General features: G+C 65.3%; 20 protein-coding genes and 1 tRNA gene. 18 read left to right on the top strand and 3 right to left on the bottom strand.

Going from position 1 to position 22,330, the window contains the following annotated elements; genetic code table 11:
• Nucleotides 1-105: 105 nt before the first annotated feature.
• From AC1D14_RS03165 to AC1D14_RS03080, 18 genes are all read left to right on the top strand, one after another.
• A complete protein-coding gene (locus AC1D14_RS03165; RefSeq protein WP_230117126.1) occupies nt 106-1,740 on the top strand; it encodes an ABC transporter ATP-binding protein in 1,635 nt (544 codons plus the stop codon).
• A complete protein-coding gene (locus AC1D14_RS03160) occupies nt 1,733-3,223 on the top strand; it encodes an ABC transporter permease (protein WP_230117127.1) in 1,491 nt (496 codons plus the stop codon). The genes AC1D14_RS03165 and AC1D14_RS03160 overlap by 8 nt, the downstream gene beginning before the upstream one ends.
• Nucleotides 3,220-4,548 carry an ABC transporter permease gene (locus AC1D14_RS03155; protein WP_230117128.1) on the top strand — a complete coding sequence of 443 codons (1,329 nt, stop codon included), beginning with the start codon at nt 3,220-3,222 and terminating at the stop codon, nt 4,546-4,548. Before AC1D14_RS03160 ends, AC1D14_RS03155 begins: the two co-directional genes overlap by 4 nt.
• Before the next feature lie 5 nt (nt 4,549-4,553).
• Entirely contained in the window at nt 4,554-4,994 is a 441-nt protein-coding gene (locus AC1D14_RS03150; RefSeq protein WP_230117129.1) for a cytidine deaminase, read from the top strand.
• Nucleotides 4,991-6,304 carry a thymidine phosphorylase gene (locus AC1D14_RS03145; RefSeq protein WP_476968045.1) on the top strand — a complete coding sequence of 438 codons (1,314 nt, stop codon included), beginning with the start codon at nt 4,991-4,993 and terminating at the stop codon, nt 6,302-6,304. The genes AC1D14_RS03150 and AC1D14_RS03145 overlap by 4 nt, the downstream gene beginning before the upstream one ends.
• A 4-nt stretch (nt 6,305-6,308) precedes the next feature.
• A complete protein-coding gene (locus tag AC1D14_RS03140) occupies nt 6,309-6,935 on the top strand; it encodes a DedA family protein (RefSeq protein ID WP_230117131.1) in 627 nt (208 codons plus the stop codon).
• A gap of 95 nt (nt 6,936-7,030) precedes the next feature.
• Complete coding sequence (locus AC1D14_RS03135) at nt 7,031-7,774, top strand: DedA family protein (RefSeq protein ID WP_230117132.1); 744 nt, start codon at nt 7,031-7,033, stop codon at nt 7,772-7,774.
• Between the two features lie 70 nt (nt 7,775-7,844).
• Nucleotides 7,845-8,987: an adenosine deaminase gene (locus AC1D14_RS03130; RefSeq protein WP_230117133.1), complete on the top strand. Its 1,143-nt coding sequence runs from the start codon at nt 7,845-7,847 to the stop codon at nt 8,985-8,987.
• Between the two features lie 67 nt (nt 8,988-9,054).
• Entirely contained in the window at nt 9,055-9,654 is a 600-nt protein-coding gene (locus tag AC1D14_RS03125) for a MazG nucleotide pyrophosphohydrolase domain-containing protein (RefSeq protein WP_230117190.1), read from the top strand.
• A gap of 122 nt (nt 9,655-9,776) precedes the next feature.
• On the top strand, nt 9,777-11,057 hold the full coding sequence (gene eno, locus AC1D14_RS03120; protein ID WP_230117134.1) for a phosphopyruvate hydratase: 1,281 nt from the start codon (nt 9,777-9,779) through the stop codon (nt 11,055-11,057).
• A 161-nt stretch (nt 11,058-11,218) separates the two neighbouring features.
• Complete coding sequence (locus AC1D14_RS03115) at nt 11,219-11,947, top strand: FtsB family cell division protein (RefSeq protein WP_230117135.1); 729 nt, start codon at nt 11,219-11,221, stop codon at nt 11,945-11,947.
• Between the two features lie 75 nt (nt 11,948-12,022).
• Nucleotides 12,023-12,688, top strand: a complete 666-nt coding sequence (locus AC1D14_RS03110; protein ID WP_476968044.1) for a DUF501 domain-containing protein — start codon at nt 12,023-12,025, stop codon at nt 12,686-12,688.
• On the top strand, nt 12,685-13,632 hold the full coding sequence (locus AC1D14_RS03105; protein WP_230117137.1) for a Ppx/GppA phosphatase family protein: 948 nt from the start codon (nt 12,685-12,687) through the stop codon (nt 13,630-13,632). Before AC1D14_RS03110 ends, AC1D14_RS03105 begins: the two co-directional genes overlap by 4 nt.
• Nucleotides 13,633-13,680: 48 nt before the next feature.
• A complete protein-coding gene (locus tag AC1D14_RS03100) occupies nt 13,681-15,075 on the top strand; it encodes a S8 family serine peptidase (protein ID WP_230117138.1) in 1,395 nt (464 codons plus the stop codon).
• Nucleotides 15,076-15,109: 34 nt separating this feature from the next.
• Nucleotides 15,110-16,576, top strand: coding sequence for an NAD(P)/FAD-dependent oxidoreductase (locus AC1D14_RS03095; protein WP_230117139.1), 1,467 nt, complete (start codon nt 15,110-15,112; stop codon nt 16,574-16,576).
• Nucleotides 16,577-16,710: 134 nt separating this feature from the next.
• The gene (locus tag AC1D14_RS03090) at nt 16,711-17,691 is read left to right on the top strand and encodes an N-acetyltransferase (RefSeq protein ID WP_230117140.1); all 981 of its coding nucleotides are present in this window, start codon (nt 16,711-16,713) and stop codon (nt 17,689-17,691) included.
• A tRNA-Leu gene (locus AC1D14_RS03085) sits at nt 17,682-17,755 on the top strand. Before AC1D14_RS03090 ends, AC1D14_RS03085 begins: the two co-directional genes overlap by 10 nt.
• Before the next feature lie 215 nt (nt 17,756-17,970).
• Entirely contained in the window at nt 17,971-19,320 is a 1,350-nt protein-coding gene (locus AC1D14_RS03080) for an ABC transporter substrate-binding protein (RefSeq protein ID WP_230117141.1), read from the top strand.
• Nucleotides 19,321-19,577: 257 nt separating this feature from the next.
• Here AC1D14_RS03080 and AC1D14_RS03075 read toward each other — a convergent pair whose 3' ends face one another.
• The 3 genes from AC1D14_RS03075 to AC1D14_RS03065 are packed head-to-tail and all read right to left on the bottom strand — an operon-like array spanning nt 19,578 to nt 22,329.
• Nucleotides 19,578-20,348 carry an ABC transporter ATP-binding protein gene (locus AC1D14_RS03075; RefSeq protein WP_230117142.1) on the bottom strand — a complete coding sequence of 257 codons (771 nt, stop codon included), beginning with the start codon at nt 20,346-20,348 and terminating at the stop codon, nt 19,578-19,580.
• The gene (locus AC1D14_RS03070) at nt 20,345-21,364 is read right to left on the bottom strand and encodes an ABC transporter ATP-binding protein (RefSeq protein ID WP_230117143.1); all 1,020 of its coding nucleotides are present in this window, start codon (nt 21,362-21,364) and stop codon (nt 20,345-20,347) included. Before AC1D14_RS03070 ends, AC1D14_RS03075 begins: the two co-directional genes overlap by 4 nt.
• Nucleotides 21,361-22,329 (bottom strand): branched-chain amino acid ABC transporter permease, encoded by a 969-nt coding sequence (locus tag AC1D14_RS03065; RefSeq protein WP_230117144.1) that lies wholly within the window; start codon nt 22,327-22,329, stop codon nt 21,361-21,363. The genes AC1D14_RS03070 and AC1D14_RS03065 overlap by 4 nt, the downstream gene beginning before the upstream one ends.
• Between the last annotated feature and the right edge of the window lies 1 nt (nt 22,330).

Genomic DNA, 22,330 nt, shown 5'->3' with positions numbered 1-22,330 from the left:
GTTGGGCGTACCCGCTCAACCCATGACTGCAGGCACTAGGCTGGTGCTGCAGCCACATATCCCGTCCGGCCTTCACTACCGGACGCAACGAGATTGGTCAGAGTTTTGAAACTTGAACTCAAGGGGATCACCAAGCGCTTCGGCTCCCTGCTCGCCAATGATCACATAGATGTGGTTGTTGAACCCGGACAGATCCACTGTCTGCTGGGCGAAAACGGGGCCGGCAAGTCCACCCTGATGAACGTTCTTTACGGGCTGTACGAGCCCACCGACGGCGAAATCCTCATCGACGACGAGCCCGTCAGCTTCCGCGGCCCCGGAGACGCCATGGCTGCCGGCATCGGCATGGTGCACCAGCACTTCATGCTGGTGCCCGTGTTCACGGTCGCCGAAAACGTGGCGCTCGGCGCCGAATCCACCAAGGCAGGCGGCTTCCTGAACCTGGAGGACACCCGCCGCAAAATCCAGGAGATCTCGGACCGCTACGGGTTCGACGTCGACCCCGACGCCCTCGTGGAGGACCTCCCGGTGGGCGTCCAGCAGCGCGTGGAAATCATTAAGGCACTCGTGCGGGACGCCAGAGTACTGATTCTGGATGAACCGACGGCGGTGCTGACGCCCCAGGAGACCGACGAGCTGCTGGACATCATGCGCCAGCTCAAGGGCGGCGGCACCTCCATCGTCTTCATTTCGCACAAGCTGCGTGAGGTCAAAGCCGTTTCGGACATCATCACCGTGATCCGCCGCGGCCAGGTGGTCGGATCCGCGGATTCCGGTGCCTCAACCACGGAACTGGCGTCCATGATGGTGGGGCGCGCCGTGAACCTCACCCTGGACAAGGCCCCCGCGCAGCCGCAGGAGACCACCTTCGAGGTCAAAGACCTGACCGTGGTCGCGCCGAACGGCCACCACACCGTGGACGGCATCAGCTTCAGCATCGCCCGTGGCGAAATCCTCGCCGTCGCCGGTGTCCAGGGCAACGGGCAGACCGAGCTCACCGAGGCGATCCTTGGCCTGCAGGAGCGGGTCAGTGGCTCGATCCTGCTCGACGGCAAGGAACTCGTGGGGCGCAGCGTCAAGGACGTGCTGGATGCCGGCGTCGGCTTCGTGCCTGAAGACCGCAAGGTTGACGGCCTGGTGGGCACATTCTCCGTGGCCGAAAACCTGGTCCTCGACCTGTATGACAAAGCTCCCTTCGCCAGGGGCATCAGCATGAGCCCGGCCAAGGTCCTGGAGAACGCCAACTCCCGGATCGGCGAATTCGATGTCCGCACACCGTCCGCCGCAGCCGCTGCCGGAACGCTGTCGGGCGGCAACCAGCAGAAAGTGGTGATGGCCCGGGAGCTCTCGCGGCCGCTGCGGCTGTTTATCGCCTCGCAGCCCACCCGCGGTGTGGACGTCGGCTCCATCGAATTCCTGCACCGCCGCATCGTGGCCGAACGAGACACCGGCACCCCGGTCATGATCGTCTCCACCGAACTTGATGAAGTCATGGAGCTCGCGGACAGGATCGCCGTGCTTTACAAGGGCAAGCTCGTAGGAATCGTCCCCGCGGGAACAGGGCGCGACGTCCTGGGGCTCATGATGGCGGGACTTTCACCCGATGAGGCACACGCGGACAAGCTCCACCACCGCGACCCCGCCCTAGGAAACGACCCGGTACCCGGCAACAGCCCAGCCCTCGGCAACAGCCCTACGCCGACGTCCGCCTCCCGCGCCGAAGGAGGCGACCATGACTGACCAGACCCAGCCACACCACCCCGACGGCAATCCCTCGGGCCCCGACGCTGACAAACACGAAGCTGACAAGCACGACACCGACAAGCACCACACCGACAAGCACGCCGCTGACAAGCACGACGCCGGCAGGCCGCACACAGACAAGCCCCACGCGGACAGGCACCATGCGCCGAAGCCCGCGGACGAGGAGACCGCCGCCGTCGTGTCACTGGACACTGCCGGCGGAGCCATGGGACCCTCCGCCGTTCCGGCCACCGCCCAGAGCGGCAAGATCCCAGGCGGCCCGGAAACACTCGTCCGCAGGATCTTCACCGGCAGCGGCACCGTATCGGTCCTGGCCGTCCTGCTCGCCCTGATCCTCGGCGGCCTGCTGATCGCGCTCACCGACAAGCAGGTCGGCGCCACGGCAAGCTATCTGCTGGCACGTCCCACCGACTTCCTGTCGGCGGTCTGGAACGCCGCCACTCGTTCATATGTGGCACTGTTCCAGGGCTCGGTGTTCAATCCGCGCGGAGGAGGCATAGGCGGGCAGTTCGCCCCGCTCATGGAAACACTCACCATCGCCACGCCCCTGATCACCGCCGGCCTGGGCGTGGCCCTGGCCTTCCGCGCCGGGCTGTTCAACATCGGCGCCCAGGGCCAGATCATCATTGCCGGCATCCTGGCGGCATGGACCGGTTTCGCCCTGCACCTCCCGGTGGGCCTGCACCTGCTGCTGGTCCTCGTGGCCGGCATCATCGGCGGTGCCTTCTGGGGCGGACTGGTGGGTTACCTCAAGGCCCGGACCGGAGCCCACGAGGTCATCCTCACCATCATGTTCAACTACATCGCGCTGTACCTGCTGAGGTATCTGCTCAACACCCCCGCGTTCCGGCGGCCGGGGGAGTCCAACCCCATCTCCCCGATCCTGGACCCCAGCGCCGTCTACCCGCAGATCTTCGGCAGCCAGTACCGGCTCCACCTCGGCTTCCTCCTGGCCATCGCCATCACGGTCTTCGTGTGGTGGCTCCTGAACCGCTCCACCGTGGGCTTCGAGTTCCGGGCGGTCGGCGCCAACCCCAAGGCAGCGCAGACCGCGGGCATCAATGTCTCCCGCTCAACGATTCTGGTAATGGCCATTGCCGGCGCCCTCGCAGGCCTCTCCGGCGTGGCGCAGGTAGCCGGCACGGAAAAGGTCCTCACCGACGGCGTCGCCGCCACGTACGGCTTTGACGCCATCACCGTGGCACTCCTGGGACGTTCGACGCCGTGGGGGACGTTCGCTGCCGGCCTGCTGTTCGGCGCCTTCCGCGCCGGAGCGGTCCAGATGCAGATCCAGACCGGAACGCCGATCGACATCGTCCTGGTGGTCCAGTCGCTGATCGTTCTCTTCATCGCGGCTCCGCCGCTGGTGCGGGCAGTGTTCGGGCTGAACCCGCGGCGCAAGAAGCCGGTAACCGCCGGCAAGTCCAAGACCGCAGCCACCACGGGAGGTGCAGCATGAGCACAACAGCAACCTCGCCCCAACCGGGAAAACCGCAGGCGGGAACCCCGCCGCGGGCTGAAGAGCGCCAGCAGGCAACGTCTGAGAAGCCGGTGACCTGGAAGGTTCCCGTCCTCTTGTCGGCACTGGGCATCGTGGCCTTCATCTTCTTTGGCCTTATGGGACCCAACCAGACGGCACGGTTCGGCCTGTCCTCCAGCGGGGATTTCTTCCAGCTGCCCGCGCTGGAGGTCCCGGGCTTTCTGGGCGGCATCGTGCTGTCGGTCATCATGCTGGGCCTGGCCGGCTACGCCGTTTACCTCAAGACGAAGGACCAGGCTGCACCCCGCTGGCTGCCCATCGCCTTCATCGTCCTCTTCGTCGCTGCCTTCCTCATCTGGGTGGTGGGCGGTGCCCGCACCCCGAGCATCTCCCTTGCCGGCCTCATCGCCGGCTCCGTGACGCTGGCGGTTCCCCTCGTGTTCGGCTCGCTCTCCGGAGTGCTGTGCGAGCGGGTGGGCGTCGTGAACATCGCGATCGAAGGCCAGCTGCTGGGCGGGGCCTTCACGGCAGCCATGGTGGCCAGCATGACCAGGAACCCGTTCATCGGACTGCTGGCAGCAGCGGTGGCAGGCGCCGTCGTCTCCATGGTGCTGGCGCTGTTCAGCATCAAATACCTCGTGAACCAGATCATTGTGGGCGTGGTCCTGAACGTCCTGGTCTCCGGCGTCACCGGCTTCCTGTTCAGCACAGTGATGCAGGCTGACAAGGCGACGTTCAATTCTCCGGGGCGGCTCCCGATCATCGACATCCCCGTGCTGTCCGGCATTCCCGTGCTCGGGCCCATCCTCTTCAAGCAGTCCCTGGTGGGCTACCTGATGTACATCGCGGTGATCGTGGTGTGGATCGGACTGTTCAAGACCAAATGGGGCCTGCGCGTCCGTGCCGTCGGGGAACACCCGCAGGCCGCGGATACCATGGGCATCCGGGTGAACGCCACACGGTTCTGGAACGTCACACTGGGCGGTGCCATCGCCGGCATCGGAGGTTCGTTCTTCACGCTGGTGGCGATCGACAGCTTCACCAAGGAGATTTCCGGCGGGCGCGGGTTTATTGCCTTGGCAGCCCTGATCTTCGGACGCTGGAACCCGATTGGCGCGTTCTTCGCGGCCCTGCTGTTCGGCTTCGCAGACAACCTGCAAAGCATTGTGACCATCATCGGCACCCCGGTCCCCAGCCAGTTCATGGCCATGCTGCCGTATCTCGTGACCGTTTTGGCGGTGGCCGGCCTGGTCGGCCGTTCCCGGCCCCCGGCCGCCAGCGGCATCCCTTACGTCAAGGGCTGACCGCGGTGGACAAGAGCGTCTCGACAAGCTCGACCACCCGGGGCGAAAAGTCCGACGTCGACTGGCCGGCTTTGGAGGCCGCCGCCGTCGCGGCGATGAAGAACGCCTACGCGCCGTATTCCAGGTTCCCGGTGGGTGCGGCCGCCCTCACCGGGGACGGCCGGGTCGTGAGCGGCTGCAACGTTGAAAACGCAAGCTACGGCCTGACGCTGTGCGCCGAGTGCGCGCTCGTGGGCAACCTGCAGATGACCGGCGGCGGGCTGCTGCGCGCCTTCTATTGCGTTGACGGCGGCGGCAACGTGCTCATGCCCTGCGGGCGTTGCCGCCAGCTGCTGTACGAATTCCGGGCTCCCGGCATGGAGCTCATGACCACGCAGGGAATCAAGACCATGGACCAGGTGCTCCCCGACGCATTCGGCCCCCAACACCTGGAGGAAACACGGTGACCCAGAAGACCGAGGCGTTTGACGCCGTCGACATCATCCGCACCAAGCGTGACAAGGGCATCCTGAGCCCTGCACAGATCGACTGGACCATCGACGCCTACACCCGCGGCGTCATCGCCGAAGAGCAGATGGCCGCGCTGAACATGGCCATCCTGCTCAACGGCATGGACCGTGCCGAGATCTCCCGCTGGACCGCCGCGATGATCGCCTCGGGCGAGCGGATGGACTTTTCGAGTCTCCAGCGTCCCGACGGCGGCGTGAAGGTTACGTCCGACAAGCACTCCACCGGAGGCGTGGGCGACAAGATCACCCTGCCGCTGGCACCCCTCGTGGCCGTATTCGGGGTGGCCGTGCCCCAGTTGTCCGGACGCGGCCTGGGGCACACGGGCGGCACACTGGACAAACTGGAGTCCATTCCGGGCTGGCGCGCCGCGCTGAGCAACGAGGAAATGCTGGCTCAGCTTCAGAACGTCGGGGCGGTGATCTGCGCTGCCGGTGCTGGCCTGGCCCCGGCGGACAAGAAGCTCTACGCGCTCCGTGACGTCACGGGCACCGTCGAAGCCATCCCGCTGATCGCGTCGTCGATCATGAGCAAGAAAATAGCGGAGGGCACGGGATCGCTGGTGCTCGATGTGAAGGTGGGCAGCGGCGCCTTCATGAAAGATGAGGCCCGTGCCCGAGAGCTTGCCGAGACCATGGTGGCCCTCGGCAAGGACGCCGGAGTGAACACGGTGGCACTGCTCACCAACATGAGCACGCCCCTCGGCCTGACGGCCGGCAACGCCATCGAAGTGGAGGAGTCCGTGGAGGTGCTGGCTGGCGGAGGGCCCGAGGACGTGGTGGAACTGACGGTCCGGCTGGCTGAGGAAATGCTGGCCTGTGCCGGCGTGAAGGACGCCGATCCTGCCGCGGCACTGAAAGACGGCCGCGCCATGGATGTCTGGAACCGGATGATCAAGGGGCAGGGCGGGGATCCCCAGGCAAAGCTGCCGGTCGCGAAGGAGTCCGAAACCATCTACGCCCCGGCGGACGGGGTCCTCGTGGAACTGGACGCACTGGCCGTGGGCGTTGCGGCCTGGCGGCTTGGAGCCGGCCGCGCCCGCAAGGAGGACGTGGTACAGGCCGGCGCCGGCGTCCGGCTGCACGCCAAGCCTGGAGCCACTGTGCGGGCGGGGGAGCCGCTCATGACGTTGCTGACGGACACCCCGGAGAAATTCGCCCGCGCCAAGGAGGCACTCGAAAGCGCTGTCACCATCGCGCCGGAAGGATCGCGTCCGGCACAGCAGCTGATCATCGACCGCATCGCCTGACCCAATGCAGGCCATCAACGACTTCATCCTTGCTGCCGCCGGGCAGCCCTGGGTCCTGATCCTTGTCCTGGCCTGCTGCATCATTGACGGTTTCTTCCCACCCATCCCCAGCGAGTCCGTCGTGGTGGGGCTGGCGGCGGTCGCGGCCACCGCGGATGTCCCCAATCCGTGGTTGCTCATAGCCACCGCGGCGCTGGGGGCGTTCACCGGGGACAACACCGCGTACCTGATCGGCCGGGGCGTCGGCACGCGGCGCTGGCGCTGGATGCGGGGGCCCCGCATGCAGCGGGCCTTCCGCTGGGCAGGGCGTGAGCTCAGGAAGCGCGCGGCGTCGCTGATCCTCGTGGCGCGGTTTATCCCGATCGGCCGGGTGGCCGTGAACCTGACCGCCGGGGCCACGCACTATTCCCACGCCCGGTTCGTCGGGCTGACAGTGCTGTCCGCGTCACTGTGGGCAGCATATTCAGTGGGGATTGGGCTGTTCTTTGGCCAGTGGTTCGAGAACAATCATCTGCTCGGCGCCGCCATCGCGATCGCCTGCGCGATTGTGCTGGGCATCGTGGTGGACATCGTAATCAGCCGGATCCGGGGGCGCCTTCCGGACCCGGCAGGGGAGGGCGAGTTTTCCTGAACGGGCGTAGCGGACTATGCTCCGGCCATGGGACACTAAAGAGCGATTTGCGTCACTAATTGTTTTGGTCATTTTCCGCTAGGAGCAACACCCGCGTGGAGTTTATTAATGAGGCCGTGCTCCATGCAGCGGGTCAGTGGTGGATTTACCCCATCTTGCTCGTGTTCTTTTTCGTGGACGGCTTCGCCATGGTTGTTCCCAGCGAGACACTCATCGTGGCGCTGGCGGCGTTCTCCCGGCAAAGCGGCAATCCAAACCTTTGGATACTGGGGTTCACTGCGCTCGTCGGGGCGATGGCCGGCGACAACATGGCATATCTCCTCGGCCGGAAAATCGGACTGAACCGCTGGAAATGGATGCGCCGGCCAAAAGTGCAAAAGGTCTTCGGCTGGGCGCGGTATGAGCTGGAGAAGCGCGGCGCCGTGCTGATCTTCACGGCCCGCTACATCCCCTGGGGGCGAGTGGCCGTCAATTACGTTGCCGGAACCACAGGGTTTCCGCACCGCCGGTTTTTCGTCCTGGACGGGCTGGCCTGCTTTACCTGGGTTGGGTATTCGATCGGCATCGGTATCGTTGCCAGTTCGTTCCCCTGGCTGCACAGCAACCCTCTTCTCGGGGCGGGCATCGCCGTGGTGTTCGCCATCATCCTCGGCATCGCCATTGACCATTTGCTGCGCTGGTGGCACAAGCGGCTCGGCCGCCACGACGCCGTGCATGCGCCGGGAAGCACAACCGAACATCGGCCGGCACCGGAGGGTGCCCCGAAAGGACCCGACGCCGAAAGCCTCGCCGCCGAGCGGCCGGCCGCGGTGGCCGCCGACGTCGAATCGGCCCGCTGAGCTTAGCCCGCCAAACGCGGCCTCCGCATTGCCGTTGGCATTGCGCGCGGTCCAACCCTAGAGTTGGTACGTGACTGAGCCAATCGTTGACGCCGCCCCTGCCCTTGACTTCGACCTGAAGAGCCTTCCAAAGGTATCCCTTCACGACCACCTGGACGGGGGTCTGCGACCGGCCACCATCATCGACCTGGCGGAGGCCGTTGGCCACACCCTCCCTTCAACAGACCCCACCGCACTCGGGGAATGGTTCCGTGAGTCCGCCAATTCCGGTTCTCTGGTCCGCTACCTCGAGACCTTTGACCACACTATTGCCGTGATGCAGACCAAGGAAGGGCTGTTCCGGGTGGCGAAGGAATTCGTGGAAGACCTCGGGGACGACGGTGTGGTGTACGGAGAGGTCCGCTGGGCTCCGGAGCAGCACCTCCAGAAGGGCCTGACGCTCGACGAAGTGGTTGAGGCCGTCCAGGAAGGTCTTGAGGCTGGTGTGGACGCCGTGGCCGAGTCCGGGCGCGAGATCCAGGTGGGCCAGCTGATCACGGCCATGCGGCACGCCGACCGCGGCCTGGAGATCGCGGAGCTGGCCGTCCGCCACCGCGACAACGGCGCCGTCGGCTTCGACATTGCAGGTGCCGAAGACGGCTTCCTGCCGTCGCGCTTCCGCGACGCCTTCACTTACCTTGCGGAAAACAATTTCCCCGCCACGGTTCACGCGGGCGAGGCCGCAGGCCTTGACAGCATCCAGTCCGCCCTGGTGGACGGACGGGCACTGCGCCTCGGCCACGGCGTCCGCATCGCCGAGGACATCATGGTCGAGTTCGACAGCGACGACGCCGACGAAGACGATGACAACATCGGCCTCGTGACGCTCGGAAACCTCGCCAGCTGGGTCCGGGACCGCGGCATCCCCCTGGAGATCTGCCCGTCCTCAAACCTGCAGACCGGAGCCATCGCAGGCTTTGGGGAGGGCATCGAAAGCCACCCGCTGGACATGCTCTACCAGCTCGGCTTCAACGTGACCATCAACACGGACAACCGCCTCATGAGCGGCGTAAGCCTCACCGACGAGTTCGAGCTTCTGGTAGAGACGTTCGACTATGACCTCGACGACCTGCTTGAACTGACGCTCAACGCCGCCGAGGCGTCCTTCCTTCCGCTGGAGGAAAGGGAAGCCCTGGTGGAGTACATTAACGACGCCTACGGCGACCTTGGCTGAAAGCAGCGCCGGGGAGGTCTCCAGACTGCTCGAAATAATTGCAGCACTCCGCGAGCACTGCCCGTGGATGGGGGCCCTCACGCATGAGTCGCTCGTGGAGTACCTCCTCGAGGAGGCCTACGAGGTGGCGGAGACGATCGAGACCGGCGCCGACGAAGCCGAGCTGAAGGGCGAACTGGGCGATGTGCTGCTGCAAGTGGTGCTGCACGCCCGGCTCGCCGAAGAGCGCGGCACCTTCGCTTTCGGCGACGTCGCCCACGGCCTCACCGCCAAGATGATCCGGCGCAATCCGCACGTCTTCCGGCCGGACGGCTCCCTGCAAGACTCCTTTCCGGCAACTGTGGAGGAGATAGTGCTCAAGTGGGACGCCGTCAAAAAGGCCGAACGGCCGGAACGGGCCACCCACTTTGAGGGCATCCCCGAAGCGCTGCCGGCCTTGGCCCGTGCCCAGAAAACCCTCGACCGGGCCGCCCGGGCGGGTCTGACACCTCAAGTTGGGCATGCCCATCCGCTGGTTGAGCTTGTCGAAACCTGTGACTCCGAGAACCAGCTCGGTGACCTTCTGTTCGCGGTGGTCCGTGCTGCCCGCGGCAAGGGGTTTGATGCCGAACGCGCCCTCCGGGGCGCAGTCCGGCGGTACCAGAACTCAGCTCCGCCGGGATCATGACGTCCGGGTTCTGGATAGGTTTCCGTAACGTGCACCACTCTCGACTACGCTAGTCCCTGACGAGGACGTCGAGATTTTCCGCTAGTTTCCCAGTAAATCGCTTCACCATAAGGAGCATATTCATGGCGCTTATCGATGCCATCCACGCCCGCGAGATCCTCGATTCCCGTGGCAACCCGACCGTAGAAGTAGAAGTTCTGCTCTCCGACGGCCAGATCGGCCGCGCAGCGGTTCCCTCCGGCGCCTCCACGGGCGAGCACGAGGCCGTTGAACTCCGCGACGGCGACAAGGGCCGGTACCTCGGCAAGGGTGTCCAGAAGGCCGTTGACGCGGTCATCGACCAGATCGCCCCGGCCCTGATTGGCTTCGACGCCACCGACCAGCGCAGCATCGACCAGGCCATGATCGACCTGGACGGCACTGCCAACAAGGGCAAGCTTGGCGCCAACTCCATCCTGGGCGTGTCCCTGGCTGTTGCCAACGCCGCAGCGGCCTCCGCGGACCTGCCGCTCTACAAGTACCTGGGCGGCCCCAACGCCCACGTCCTTCCGGTGCCGCTGATGAACATCCTCAACGGCGGCTCGCACGCCGACTCCGACGTGGACATCCAGGAATTCATGATTGTCCCGATCGGCGCCGAGACCTTCTCCGAGGGCCTGCGCTGGGGTGTCGAGGTCTACCACAACCTCAAGTCAGTCCTGCAGGCCAAGGGCCTGTCCACCGGTCTGGGCGATGAGGGCGGCTTCGCGCCGAACCTGCCGTCCAACCGTGCCGCTTTGGACCTGATCCAGGAAGCCATCAAGAACGCCGGCTACACCCCGGGCAAGGACATCGCCCTGGCCTTGGACGTCGCCTCCTCCGAGTTCTTCACGGACGGCGCCTACCAGTTCGAAGGCAAGGCACTTTCCGCCACCGAGATGAGCGCCTACTACGCCGAGCTGGTAGCCGACTACCCGCTGGTTTCCATTGAGGACCCGCTCGACGAGAACGACTGGGAAGGCTGGAAGACCCTCACCGACGCCATCGGCGACAAGGTCCAGCTCGTGGGCGATGACCTCTTCGTCACCAACCCGGCCATCCTGCAGCGCGGCATCGACACCAAGACCGCGAATTCGCTGCTCGTCAAGGTCAACCAGATCGGTTCCCTGACCGAGACGCTGGACGCCGTGTCACTGGCCCAGCGTGCCGGTTACACCACCATCACCTCGCACCGTTCCGGTGAGACCGAGGACACCACCATCGCCGACATCTCCGTCGCCACCAACGCCGGCCAGATCAAGACCGGCGCCCCGGCCCGCTCGGAGCGTGTAGCCAAGTACAACCAGCTGCTGCGCATCGAAGAGGAACTCGACGACGCCGCACGCTACGCCGGACGCAGCGCCTTCCCGCGTTTCAACGGCTAGTAGCCGGATAAACAACTGACCGGTGGCTATGGTGGAAAGACCATAGCCACCGGTTTTTGTTTGAGGCCGTTGCCCGCTACGGCCGCTGCTCGTCAGGCCGGCCACCGTCCAGCGTTACCGTCCAGCGTTACAGCCCAGCGTCACGCGTTTACAGGAGTGTCATGGCTACCCGCCGTCCCAAAGTTCCCCGGGTGACCCCAGCATCCCGGCACCCCGAGACCGGATCCCCCGGGGGAGACGTCATCCAGGCGGACTTCGGCGGCCACCGTCCTGCTGACGCCGTCAGGGAAACGGGCACACGGGAAAGCGGTGCAGCGGGCGCCAGGGAATCGGCTGCGTCGAAAGCAAACGGCACCCACGGGCAGCCAGCCAAGGGAACGGCACCTGCTGGCGGACCCGCGCCCGCAAAGGGATCCGCCCCCGGCAAGGAAGCAGCCGGGAAAAACCGCGGCACATCCGGATCCTCAGCGGTTCAGGCGGCCGACGAAGCCCTCGACCCCGTTCCCGCCAAAGCCTTTTCCGGCCGCATGCTGGCACTGGCCGTCGTTATGATTGCCATCACCATCATGCTGGCGCCCACCGTAAAGATCTTCATCGACAAACGGGCGGAGATCGCGGCGCTGGAAGCGGACATCGCCGCCAGCAAGTCGAACCAGGACAACCTCAAGCGCCAGGTCTCGCGCTGGCAGGACCCGAACTATGTCAAGCAGCAGGCCCGGGACCGCATTAACATGGTTATGCCGGGAGAGACCGGCTACTGGGTGTTCGGCAGCGACCTGCCGGCCGGCGCGTCAGGCAGCCAGCCCGGTGCAGCAGCAGCACAAGACCCCGCCAACCTGCCGTGGGTGGATTCCCTCTGGGAGTCCATCAGGCGTTCGGCAACAGACTAAGAGCGGCGCCCGCCGCGGGACTGTCTCACACGCCTTTGAGACAGCCAGATCCGGGCAGGAAGGACGGCCGCGCCAGTGGACGAGAACACGGCAACAGTGCCGGAGGAATCCCGCCAGCCATCGGCACACGATCTTGAGGTGCTGAGCCGCCAACTGGGCAGGCCGGTCCGTGACGTCGTCGAGATCCCCGCGCGCTGCGTCTGCGGCAACCCGCTCGTGGCGGCCACGGCTCCCCGGCTCAGCAACGGCACGCCGTTCCCCACCACCTTCTACCTCACGCATCCGGTGATCACGTCAGCCGTGTCACGCCTTGAGGCGGCCGGGCTCATGAACGAAATGAACGACCGCCTCACCGCGGATGAAGCGCTGGCGGCAAGCTACCGCGGCGCCCACGAGGCATACCTCGCATCCCGTGCCGAAATCGGGGCCCGCTCCGGCATTGGCGGCGTGCCCGAAATTGACGGCATCTCGGCCGGCGGCATGCCCACCCGGGTCAAATGCCTGCATGTGCTCGTCGGCCAGTCGCTCGCCGCCGGCCGCGGCGTGAATCCCCTCGGCGACGAAGCCATCGACGCCATCGCCGAGTGGTGGACCGCCGACCGCTGCTACTGCGACGGCGCCTGGGACACCGACGGTGAAGCGCCGTCGAGGGACCTCAGCCGCCACGGTCCGCAGGGCCTGCCGGAAATCGTCGGGCGGCCCGCACCCGTCCGGAAGTCCAAGCAGGAGGCCGGCGAATGACCAGGGTTGCAGCCATTGACTGCGGTACCAACTCCATCCGACTGCTTATCGCCGACGTCGACCGCGGCAACGGCGCCACCAAACTCACCGACATCGTGCGGGAGATGCGCGTGGTGAGGCTCGGGCAGGGCGTTGACGCCACCGGCGAGCTCGCGCCCGAAGCGCTGGAGCGCACGTTCGCGGCCACCGCGGATTACGCCGCAATGATCCGTGAATACCGGGCTGAGAAGGTCCGCTTCGTGGCTACCTCCGCGAGCCGCGACGCCCGCAACCGCCAGGTGTTCGTGGATGGCATCCACGGCCTCCTCGGCGTGGAGCCGGAGGTCATCTCCGGCGATGAGGAAGCCGCGCTGTCCTTCGCCGGGGCCAGCAGCGTGCTGCCGCTCTCCGGCAGTGACCGGGTACTGGTGGTGGACCTGGGCGGCGGCAGCACGGAATTCGTGCTGGGTGACACCGGCGGCGTGATCGCCGCGAAATCCGTGGACATCGGCTGCGTCAGGCTGACCGAACGCCACCTCAAGAGCGATCCGCCCACGGCCGAACAGATCGCCGCGGCTGAGGCTGACGTAGATGCCGCGATCACCGAAGCGGGCCTGGACGTTCCGCTGGAACGCAGCACCGCCGTCGTCGGGGTTGCCGGTTCCATCACCACCATCACCGCGCATGCGCTGAAACTGCCGGAGTACCTGCCGGCCGCCATCCACGGTGCCGAGCTGTCCATCGAAACCATCCAGGCTGCGGCAAGCGACCTGCTGAGGATGACCAAGGCGCAGCGGGCCGAACTGCCGTACATGCACCCCGGCCGGGTTGACGTCATCGGCGCCGGAGCTCTGGTCTGGCGGCAGATCCTCACCAGGATGGGCGAGCTCACGGGCGGAGCGGTCATTACAGCCACCGCCAGCGAGCACGATATTCTTGACGGAATTGCCCTGAGTGTCAGTTAACTGAGTGTCAGCTAACGAGGCACCAGCCAACCGAGTATTGGATCTTGAATGACCAGAGCAACAGCCCGGTTCCGCCGGACGGTCTCCGCTCTGCTGTCTGCGGCGCTTGCCGGCGGCGTCGCTGCGGCAGCGATCGCAACAGCCCCCGCGGCGCAGGCAGACACCTGGCGCGACAAGGAATACTGGCTCAAGGAAGCAGGCATCACCAAGGCCTGGGAGATCTCCAAGGGCGCCAACGTCAAAGTGGCCGTGATCGACAGCGGCGTGGACGGCGACCACCCGGACCTGAAGGGCGCCATCGCCGGCGGCCATGACGTCTCGGGAGCGGGTACATCCGACGGGCAGAAAAGCATCGGTGCAAAGCCCGAGCACGGCACCCTCGTGGCCACCATGCTGGCGGGCCGCGGACACCAGCCGCCGCCGAAGAAGTCCAAGGCCGGCGCCAAGTCGACGCCCAGCCCGTCACCGTCGAAGACGTTGCCGGACGGGATCATGGGGGTCGCACCCGAAGCCGAGATCCTCTCCGTATCCACATGGCTGGGTTCAGCCAACCCTGGCGGGAAGAGCGATCAGGACCAGATCCCTGAGGCTGTCCGCTGGGCCGTGGACAACGGGGCCAAGGTAATCAACATTTCGCTGGGCAGCACATCGCCGGAATGGCCGCAGAGCTGGGACGCCGCCTTCCTGTACGCGGAACAGAAGGACGTGGTCATTGTGGCCGCGGCCGGCAACCGGGTCGGTGGAAACGTCCAGGTGGGGGCACCCGCCACCATCCCGGGCGTTCTCACCGTGGCGGGACTGGACCGTAACGGCAACGCCAGCACGGACTCCTCGTCGCAGGGCATCAGCATCGGCGTGGCAGCGCCCGCCGAGAAGCTTGCCGGAGGGCTCCCCGGCGGGAGCTACGCGGAATGGGCCGGCACCTCCGGCGCCACCCCGATCGTTTCAGGCGTGGCCGCGCTGATCCGCTCCAAATGGCCGCAGATGAGCGCGGAGCAGGTCATCAACAGAATTGTCACCACTGCCAAGGATGCGGGGGCGCCGGGCAAGGACCCGCTGTACGGTTTCGGGGTGCTCAATGCCGAGGCGGCATTGAAGGACAACGTCGCAGAGACGCAGACCAATCCGCTGGGGTCCATCTCGGACTGGATCCGCGTCCACCGCCGCGGAAACCTGGCAACGCCGTCCCCGGTTCCGCCTGCCGAATCCCACGTGGCCCAGCCCACCCTTCCCAAGGCCACGGTGCCGGTGGCGCAGCCGCCGTCGCAGCTGGACAGCGCCCTTCCTGCCGCCGTCGTCATCGGTTTCGGAGGCCTCTTCCTGGCCATCATCGCCGGCGCAGCCATTCAGCTGCGCCGCGCCTACCGGGCGTCCGGCGGAAGCGGCGAGGAGCCCGATACGGGTGTGCTGAACCGGGTGGATTCCGGCGATCCGCCTAGTTAGTGAAGATTTTCACAAACTACTGTATTCTGGATGCATGGCAACCACCCCTCAGCTCCAGGACCGTCCCCGGGTGCTCGTCGTCGGCGGCGGGTACGTCGGCCTGTACGTAGCACTCAAACTGCAGAAGAAGATCGCGAACGCCGGCGGCATCGTCACTGTCGTGGATCCGCTGCCCTACATGACCTACCAGCCCTTCCTGCCCGAGGTCGCCGGCGGCAACATCGAGGCGCGCCACGCTGTGGTCTCCCACCGCCAACACCTCAAGCAGACCGAACTTATCCAGGGCCGCGTCACCTCGATTGACCATGCCAACCGCACTGCCGTGGTTGCTCCGGCAGACGGCGGCGACAACTTCGAGATTCCGTACTTCGACGTTGTCCTGGCGGCCGGTGCGATTACCCGCACCTTCCCCATCAAGGGCCTGGGGGACAAGGGCATCGGGCTCAAGACCATTGAGGAAGCCGTTGCACTTCGCAACAAGGTCCTCGAGCGGATTGAGACCGGCTCGCTCATGACGGATCCCGCAGAGCGTGCCCGCGCCCTGACGTTCGTCGTCGTCGGCGGCGGCTTCGCCGGCATTGAGTGCATTACCGAGATGGAAGACCTCGCCCGCGCGGCGGTCAAGAACAATCCTCGCGTCAAGCAGGAGGAAGTCCGCTTCGTCCTCGTCGAAGCCATGGGCCGCATCATGCCCGAGGTCACGGCCAAGCAGGCCGAATGGGTCGTGGAGCACCTCCGCAGCCGCGGCATCGAGGTGCTGCTCAACACTTCGCTTGACAGCGCCGAAGGCTCCCTGAAGCTCATCAACCTCCCGGACAAGACCCCGGCGCAGGAATTCGAGTCGGACACCCTGGTGTGGACCGCCGGTGTGCAGGCCAACCCGATGGTCCGGTCCACCGACTTCCCGCTCGAGCCGCGCGGACGTGTGCGCACGCTCCCGGACCTGCGCATCGCAGGCGACGAAGGCATTGTCGACAATGCCTGGGCTGCCGGCGACGTCGCTGCCGTGCCTGACCTCACCGGAAGTGGACTGCCGGACGGTACCTGCGTCCCGAACGCCCAGCACGCACTTCGCCAGGCGAAGCGCCTCGCCAAGAACCTGTGGGCTTCCCGCTGGAACAAGCCGCTGGTGGACTACAAGCACAAGAACCTTGGCGCTGTTGCCGGCTTCGGCGAGTGGAAGGGTGTTGCCAACATCAATCTCCTCGGCCGCATCGGTCTCAAGGGCGGCCTCGCCTGGCTGGCACACCGCGGCTACCACGGCATGGCCATCCCCACGGTTGAGCGCAAGGTCCGCGTAATCTTTGGCTGGATCCTGAGCTTCTTCATGGGCCGCGACACCACGCCGCTCATGGACCTCGACAACCCCCGCGGTGCCTTTGTTGCGGCCGCCACCCCGGCTCCGAAGCCGGCCGCCGCTCCGGCTGCCCCGGTTGCCGGCAAGACCGCCGACGCCCCGCTGGGTGGTTCAAAGGACCCTGTTGTGGCGGAAGCCAAGTAAAGAGCTACAGCTGACGACGGCGGCCGTTCCCCCTGGGGGAGCGGCCGCTTTCGTCGTTGGCCTGTTTTCTTCAGTGCGGCTTCCGACGCAGCCGCGTCCCGGGAAGCGGCTGCGGTGAAGTCTAGACTGGCTGCATGACGGGTGAAAAGAACCTCCAGACGCTCCTGGCCGCCATGCATCCGGTGCTCCGCGAAGGCGAGTACGTGTATGTGCTCTGGCCGCACGGAAGGCCCTTGGCAGCCGGCATCGAGGCTGCTGTCCGTGAAGCCGAAGGGCTGACCGTGGTGCTGCCGCGCGCCGAGGCGGACGCCCTGGGACTCGATTACGACTTCGTGGCCGCCTGGATCACTCTGGAGGTCCATTCGGATCTGGAGGCCGTGGGCTTGACTGCCGCCGTGAGCCGGGCCCTGACAGACGCCAAAATCAGCTGCAACGTGCTGGCAGGCTTTCACCATGACCACTTGCTGGTCCCCGTGGGAGACTCTGCCCGCGCCCTCGAGGCGCTGGCCGAGCTTGCAGCGACGAACGCATCTGATCCTGAACCCGTGCGCGAGGTGAGGCTGCGCAACGAGAAACCCGAAGACCGCGAAGCCATCCTCGCTTTGGCGGCGGAGGCATTCTCGGTGTCTCCGGTCACAGGGCTGCCGGTCGAGGGCGAGCCCGTGGAGGTGGACATCCTGCGCCGGCTTTTCGAAGCGCGGGAGTACCTGCCGGAGCTCAGCGTTGTGGCTGAGCTGGACGGCGAAATCGTGGGACACGTGATCAGCACGCGGGCGTGGGTGGACGGCCTTGAGCTGCTGGGGCTGGGGCCCATCGGTGTGGCGCCCAGGCTACAACGCCACGGCATCGGCTCGGCGCTCATGCGTGAAACGGTAATCCGGGCCAACGCGGCAGGGGAGCGGGGCATTGCCTTGCTCGGCAGCACCGAATATTACCCGCGGTTCGGCTTCGTGCCTTCGGCGTCCATGGGCATAGAGGCGCCCGATAAAAAGTGGGGAGACAACTTCCAGTTCCTTCCGCTCGCAGTCTGGCCCGGAGGCGTGCACGGAACCTTCCGGTACGCGGAACCTTTCGCTGCCGTGGAAGGCGATACCATTGACCGGGCGCCCCAGTAGCCCAATTGGCAGAGGCAGCGGACTTAAAATCCGCGTGTTGTGGGTTCGAGTCCCACCTGGGGTACAAGTTTCCCGGTTCGTGAGGTGCCGTATGAACGGCCCGTATTCGGGCGCGGATAATGTCATTCCTTCAGGTGTCCCATATGCAACGAGTGTTATAAGGATGTGACCTTACTCACTTATGTTCGGGGCCCAATTGCACTAGCTTGAAGTTAGCTCAGGAACACCTGACCAATCGCATCAAAGGCCGTTCGCACCTTTCGATCGAGGAGACATTAAATGATTTCACTCCCCCAGACGGCGCCCCGAGTAGCTAAGCTCACAGCGCTTAGCATCGGCGTCGCCCTTCTGGCTACGGCTTGTGGTGGCAGCTCCACTCCAACCGCGACCACCTCAGCGGCCGGCGGGGCCGGCGGCATCGCGTGCCCTGCTGCCAGCGCGACAGCCGGAGGCTCCAGCTCAGCAGCCGCAGAAGCCTCCGTGCCCGCTTCGACGACGACCACCCCCACTCCGCTGAAAATCGGATCGCTCCTGCCGACAACGGGGTCGCTGGCGTTCCTCGGCCCACCCGAAATTGCCGGCGTTAACCTTGGCATCAAGGAGATCAACGCCGCTGGCGGCGTTCTGGGCAAGCCGGTGCAGGTTGTCCACCGCGACTCGGGCGACACGAAGACGGACATTGCGACGCAGTCGACTACGGCCCTGCTGGGCCAGGGTGTCAGCGCCATCATCGGAGCGGCTTCCTCCGGCGTCTCGAAGACCGTCATCAACCAGATCACCGGAGCCGGCGTCCTGGAATTCTCTCCGGCCAACACTTCCCCGGACTTCACCACCTGGGACGACAAGGGCCTGTACTGGCGTACGGCTCCCTCTGACGTCCTTCAGGGCAAGGTTCTCGGTAACTACATGGCCACTTGTGGAGCCCAGACCCTGGGCATGATGGTCCTCAACGACGCTTACGGCACCGGCCTGCAGAAAAACGTGAAGGAAGCCTTCACCTCCGCCGGCGGCCAGGTTGTGGCTGAGCAGCTCTACAACACCGGCGATTCGCAGTTCAGCAGCCAGGTCGATGCGCTGGTCGCCGCCAAGCCCGACGCCATTGCGCTGATCACGTTCGACGAAGCCAAGAGCATCATTCCGCTGCTGACCGGCAAGGGAATCAAGCCGGAACAGCTGTTCCTAGTTGACGGCAACCTCTTCGATTACAGCAAGGACTTCAAAGCAGGAACCCTTAAGGGCGCTCGCGGCACGCAGCCGGGAACCTTTGCTAAGGAGGACTTCAAGAAGTCGCTTCTCGCGATTGATCCCGCCCTGCGGACGTTCAACTATGCAGGCGAGGCGTACGATGCAACCAACATGACCGCGCTTGCGGCAGAGGCAGCAAAGAGCACCAAGGGCACGGACATTGCCAAGCAGCTCAAGGCAGTCTCTGAAGGCGGCGAGAAGTGCAACACCTTCCCGTCGTGTGTCACCCTGCTCCGGAACGGCAAGGACATCGACTACGACGGCCAGTCCGGTCCGATCACGTTCTCTGACGCCGGTGACCCCACGGAAGCCTACATCGGCATCTACGAGTACGACGACACCAACAAGCCGCAGCCTGCGAAGGAAGAATTCGGCAAGCTGTAGCCCCTTTCCTAGCCAGACCAGTAGCCCCCGTCCCACGAGGACGGGGGCTTCTGCGTGCCAGACCATTGGCTTGGCGCTGCGAAACGACCGGTGACGCGACAGTCTGCGCCGCGTGACGCCGTCGTGCGCCTCCAGTCGTGCGCCTCCAGTCGTGCGCCTCGCTGAGCGAGTGGTACGCCCGGGGCTAGACAAGAACCACGGGCACGCAGAAAGGGCCGCCACCGGAGGTGACAGCCCTTCTGGCGGTCCAGCGAAGCTTAGGCTTCGTCGGCGAGCGTTCCCAGGTACAGCTGGATGACCTTCGGGTCCTTCATCAGCTCCCGGCCTGTTCCTGTGTACGCGTCCTTGCCCTGGTCCAGGACGTAGCCGCGGTCGCAGATCTGCAGGCAGCGGCGGGCGTTCTGCTCCACCATGATCACGGACACGCCAGCGCGGTTGATCTCATGCACGCGAAGGAACGTTTCGTCCTGTTTCACGGGGGAGAGGCCTGCCGACGGCTCGTCCAGCAGCAGCACCGCGGGGTCCATCATGAGGGCCCGGCCCATGGCCACCATCTGGCGCTCCCCGCCGGACAGCGAACCGGCGCGCTGGGCCCTGCGCTTGCCAAGCTCAGGGAAAAGGTCGGTGACAAAGTCGAACCTCTCGGCGAAGTCCTTGGGGCGCTGGAACATGCCCATCTGCATGTTTTCCTCGATGGTGAGGGTGGCGAACACGTTGTTGTTCTGCGGCACGAAGCCGACGCCCTGCGTGACGAGCTTGTTCGCCTTGAGACCGGTCAGGTCCTGGCCGCGGACCACCACTGAGCCCGAGTGCACCTTCACGAGGCCAAACATGGCCTTGAGGAGTGTGGACTTCCCGGCGCCGTTCGGCCCGATGATGCCGATCAGCTCGCCTTTGCGGGCCTCGATGCTGCAGCCATTGAGGATGTTCACACCGGGCAGATATCCGGCCACGAGGTTCGTGACCTTGACGACGGAGTCGTCCGCTGCTGCGCTCTTTGCGGCCGGTGCCGCGCTCGTGGCACTCATGCTTTGTCCTTGTCTGTGCGGATGGTCTCCTGCATATCTGGCGCCACAACGTCCACGGCGATGATGCCGGCGTTTTCCGTGCCGACGATCGACTCCTCGTCGGCGACGAGTTCCTGCTCCAGGGCCTTGATGCCTTCAGAATCGCCCAGGTCGACGTCGTGGTGGGCACCCAGGTAGGCATCGATCACCGCCGGGTTCTTCATGACCTCGCCCGGGGGACCCTCGGCCACGATCTTGCCTTCAGCCATGACAACTACCCAGTCAGCGATGTGGCGCACCATGTTCATGTCATGTTCCACGAAGAGGACCGTCATGCCCTCTGCCTTGAGGTTCTTGATGTGGTCCAGCAGGGACTGGGTCAGCGCAGGGTTGACGCCCGCCATGGGCTCATCGAGCATGACGAGCTTGGGCCGGACCATGAGCGAGCGTGCCATTTCGAGCAGCTTGCGCTGGCCGCCGGACAGCGAGGCCGCGTAGTCGTCCTTCTTCGTGTCCAGCTTGAATTTCTCCAGCAGGACGTTCGCCTGATCCGTGATTTCCTTTTCCCGGCTGCCCCACATGCCCTTGAACAGGGCCTTGGAAAGCCGTTCGCCGGGCTGGTCAGAACCGCCCAGGCGCATGTTCTCCATGACCGTCAGCTTGCCCATGACCTTGGTCAGCTGGAAGGTGCGGACCATGCCCATGCGAGCCACCTTGTAGGAGGAGACGCCGGCAATGCTCTGCCCTTCAAACTGCCACTTGCCGGAGTTCGGGGTGTCGAAGCCGGTGAGCAGATTGAAGAGGGTGGTCTTGCCCGCACCGTTCGGACCGATCAGGGCCGTGATCTTGTGCCGAGGGATCTCCAGGTATTCGACGTCGACGGCGTTGATGCCCCCAAACGTGCGGGTCACGTTTTCGGCGACGACGATGGGGTCCCGCTTCTTGCAGCCGGGGGTGTTCTCTCCGACGGCGATCGCGCGGGCGTCCGTCATGTAGTCGACGCCGGCTTCCATTGATTCTTCGCTGTGCTTGCTCATGCGAACGCCAGCTCCTTCTTGTTGCCGAAGACTCCCTGGGGCCTGAAGATCATCAGCAGCATCAGGGCTACACCCACGAGGATGTAGCGCAGCTGCCCGGCCTGGACTGTGGTCAGCCAGGTCACCGCGCCCGATTCGATGAGGCCGTAGAGAATGCCCTGTGTCAGCGACAGGACCACCCAGAAGATCATGGCGCCGATGACCGGCCCCAAAACGGTGGCCATGCCGCCAAGCAGGAGGCAGGTCCACAGGAAGAACGTCAGCTCCGTGCCGTAGTTGGCAGGCTGGACTGCGCCGCGGGGGAGCGTGAAGACCATGCCGGCCAAGGCGCCCAGCACACCACCGATGACCAGCGCCTGCATCTTGTAGGCGTACACGTTCTTGCCCAGGGAGCGCACCGCGTTCTCATCCTCGCGGATGCCCTTCAATACGCGCCCCCAAGGGCTCCGCATCAGAAGCCAGATAATAACGCAGCAGATCACCGCGAGGCCCCAACCGATGACCCGGATGAAGAAGTCCCTGTTGTTCATGCCGAGGTAGTCGCCCTCGGGGAACGGGTTCATCGAGTAGAACCCGCCTTCGAAGGCTGCGAGTCCGTTGGCCGAGCCAGTCACCGACGTGAGCTGGTTGGTGGTGACGACGTAGCGGATAATCTCCGCCGCCGCAATGGTGACGATGGCCAGGTAGTCCGCCCGCAGGCGGAGGGTGGGGATACCCAGAACCAGCGCGAACAGCACAGAGCAGATGACAGCGATCAGCAATCCCACGAAGAAGGGGGCGCCGAAGCTAAGGGTGGAGATGGCGAAGCCGTAGGCTCCCACCGCCATGAAGCCGGCCTGGCCGAAGTTCAGCAGGCCCGAGTAGCCGAAGTGGACAGCAAGGCCCAGGGCGGCTAGGGCGTAAGCGGCAGTCGTCGGGCTGAAAAGCTCTCCGGCGGCGCTTGCAAGGATGAATCCGAAGTCCATG

Source organism: Arthrobacter sp. P1_B11, from assembly GCF_056406715.1.
This window is presented reverse-complemented; position numbering and strand designations above follow the sequence as displayed.

What these genes read in the sequence shown, in the direction of transcription:
- AC1D14_RS03160 (WP_230117127.1), top strand. Translation starts at nt 1,733, where the DNA reads ATGACTGACCAGACCCAGCCACACCACCCCGACGGCAATCCCTCGGGC.
- AC1D14_RS03155 (WP_230117128.1), top strand. Translation starts at nt 3,220, where the DNA reads ATGAGCACAACAGCAACCTCGCCCCAACCGGGAAAACCGCAGGCGGGA.
- AC1D14_RS03140 (WP_230117131.1), top strand. Translation starts at nt 6,309, where the DNA reads ATGCAGGCCATCAACGACTTCATCCTTGCTGCCGCCGGGCAGCCCTGG.
- AC1D14_RS03125 (WP_230117190.1), top strand. Translation starts at nt 9,055, where the DNA reads ATGGGGGCCCTCACGCATGAGTCGCTCGTGGAGTACCTCCTCGAGGAG.
- eno (WP_230117134.1), top strand. Translation starts at nt 9,777, where the DNA reads ATGGCGCTTATCGATGCCATCCACGCCCGCGAGATCCTCGATTCCCGT.
- AC1D14_RS03115 (WP_230117135.1), top strand. Translation starts at nt 11,219, where the DNA reads ATGGCTACCCGCCGTCCCAAAGTTCCCCGGGTGACCCCAGCATCCCGG.
- AC1D14_RS03105 (WP_230117137.1), top strand. Translation starts at nt 12,685, where the DNA reads ATGACCAGGGTTGCAGCCATTGACTGCGGTACCAACTCCATCCGACTG.
- AC1D14_RS03100 (WP_230117138.1), top strand. Translation starts at nt 13,681, where the DNA reads ATGACCAGAGCAACAGCCCGGTTCCGCCGGACGGTCTCCGCTCTGCTG.
- AC1D14_RS03095 (WP_230117139.1), top strand. Translation starts at nt 15,110, where the DNA reads ATGGCAACCACCCCTCAGCTCCAGGACCGTCCCCGGGTGCTCGTCGTC.
- AC1D14_RS03090 (WP_230117140.1), top strand. Translation starts at nt 16,711, where the DNA reads ATGACGGGTGAAAAGAACCTCCAGACGCTCCTGGCCGCCATGCATCCG.
- AC1D14_RS03080 (WP_230117141.1), top strand. Translation starts at nt 17,971, where the DNA reads ATGATTTCACTCCCCCAGACGGCGCCCCGAGTAGCTAAGCTCACAGCG.
- AC1D14_RS03075 (WP_230117142.1), bottom strand. Translation starts at nt 20,348, where the DNA reads ATGAGTGCCACGAGCGCGGCACCGGCCGCAAAGAGCGCAGCAGCGGAC.
- AC1D14_RS03070 (WP_230117143.1), bottom strand. Translation starts at nt 21,364, where the DNA reads ATGAGCAAGCACAGCGAAGAATCAATGGAAGCCGGCGTCGACTACATG.
- AC1D14_RS03065 (WP_230117144.1), bottom strand. Translation starts at nt 22,329, where the DNA reads ATGGACTTCGGATTCATCCTTGCAAGCGCCGCCGGAGAGCTTTTCAGC.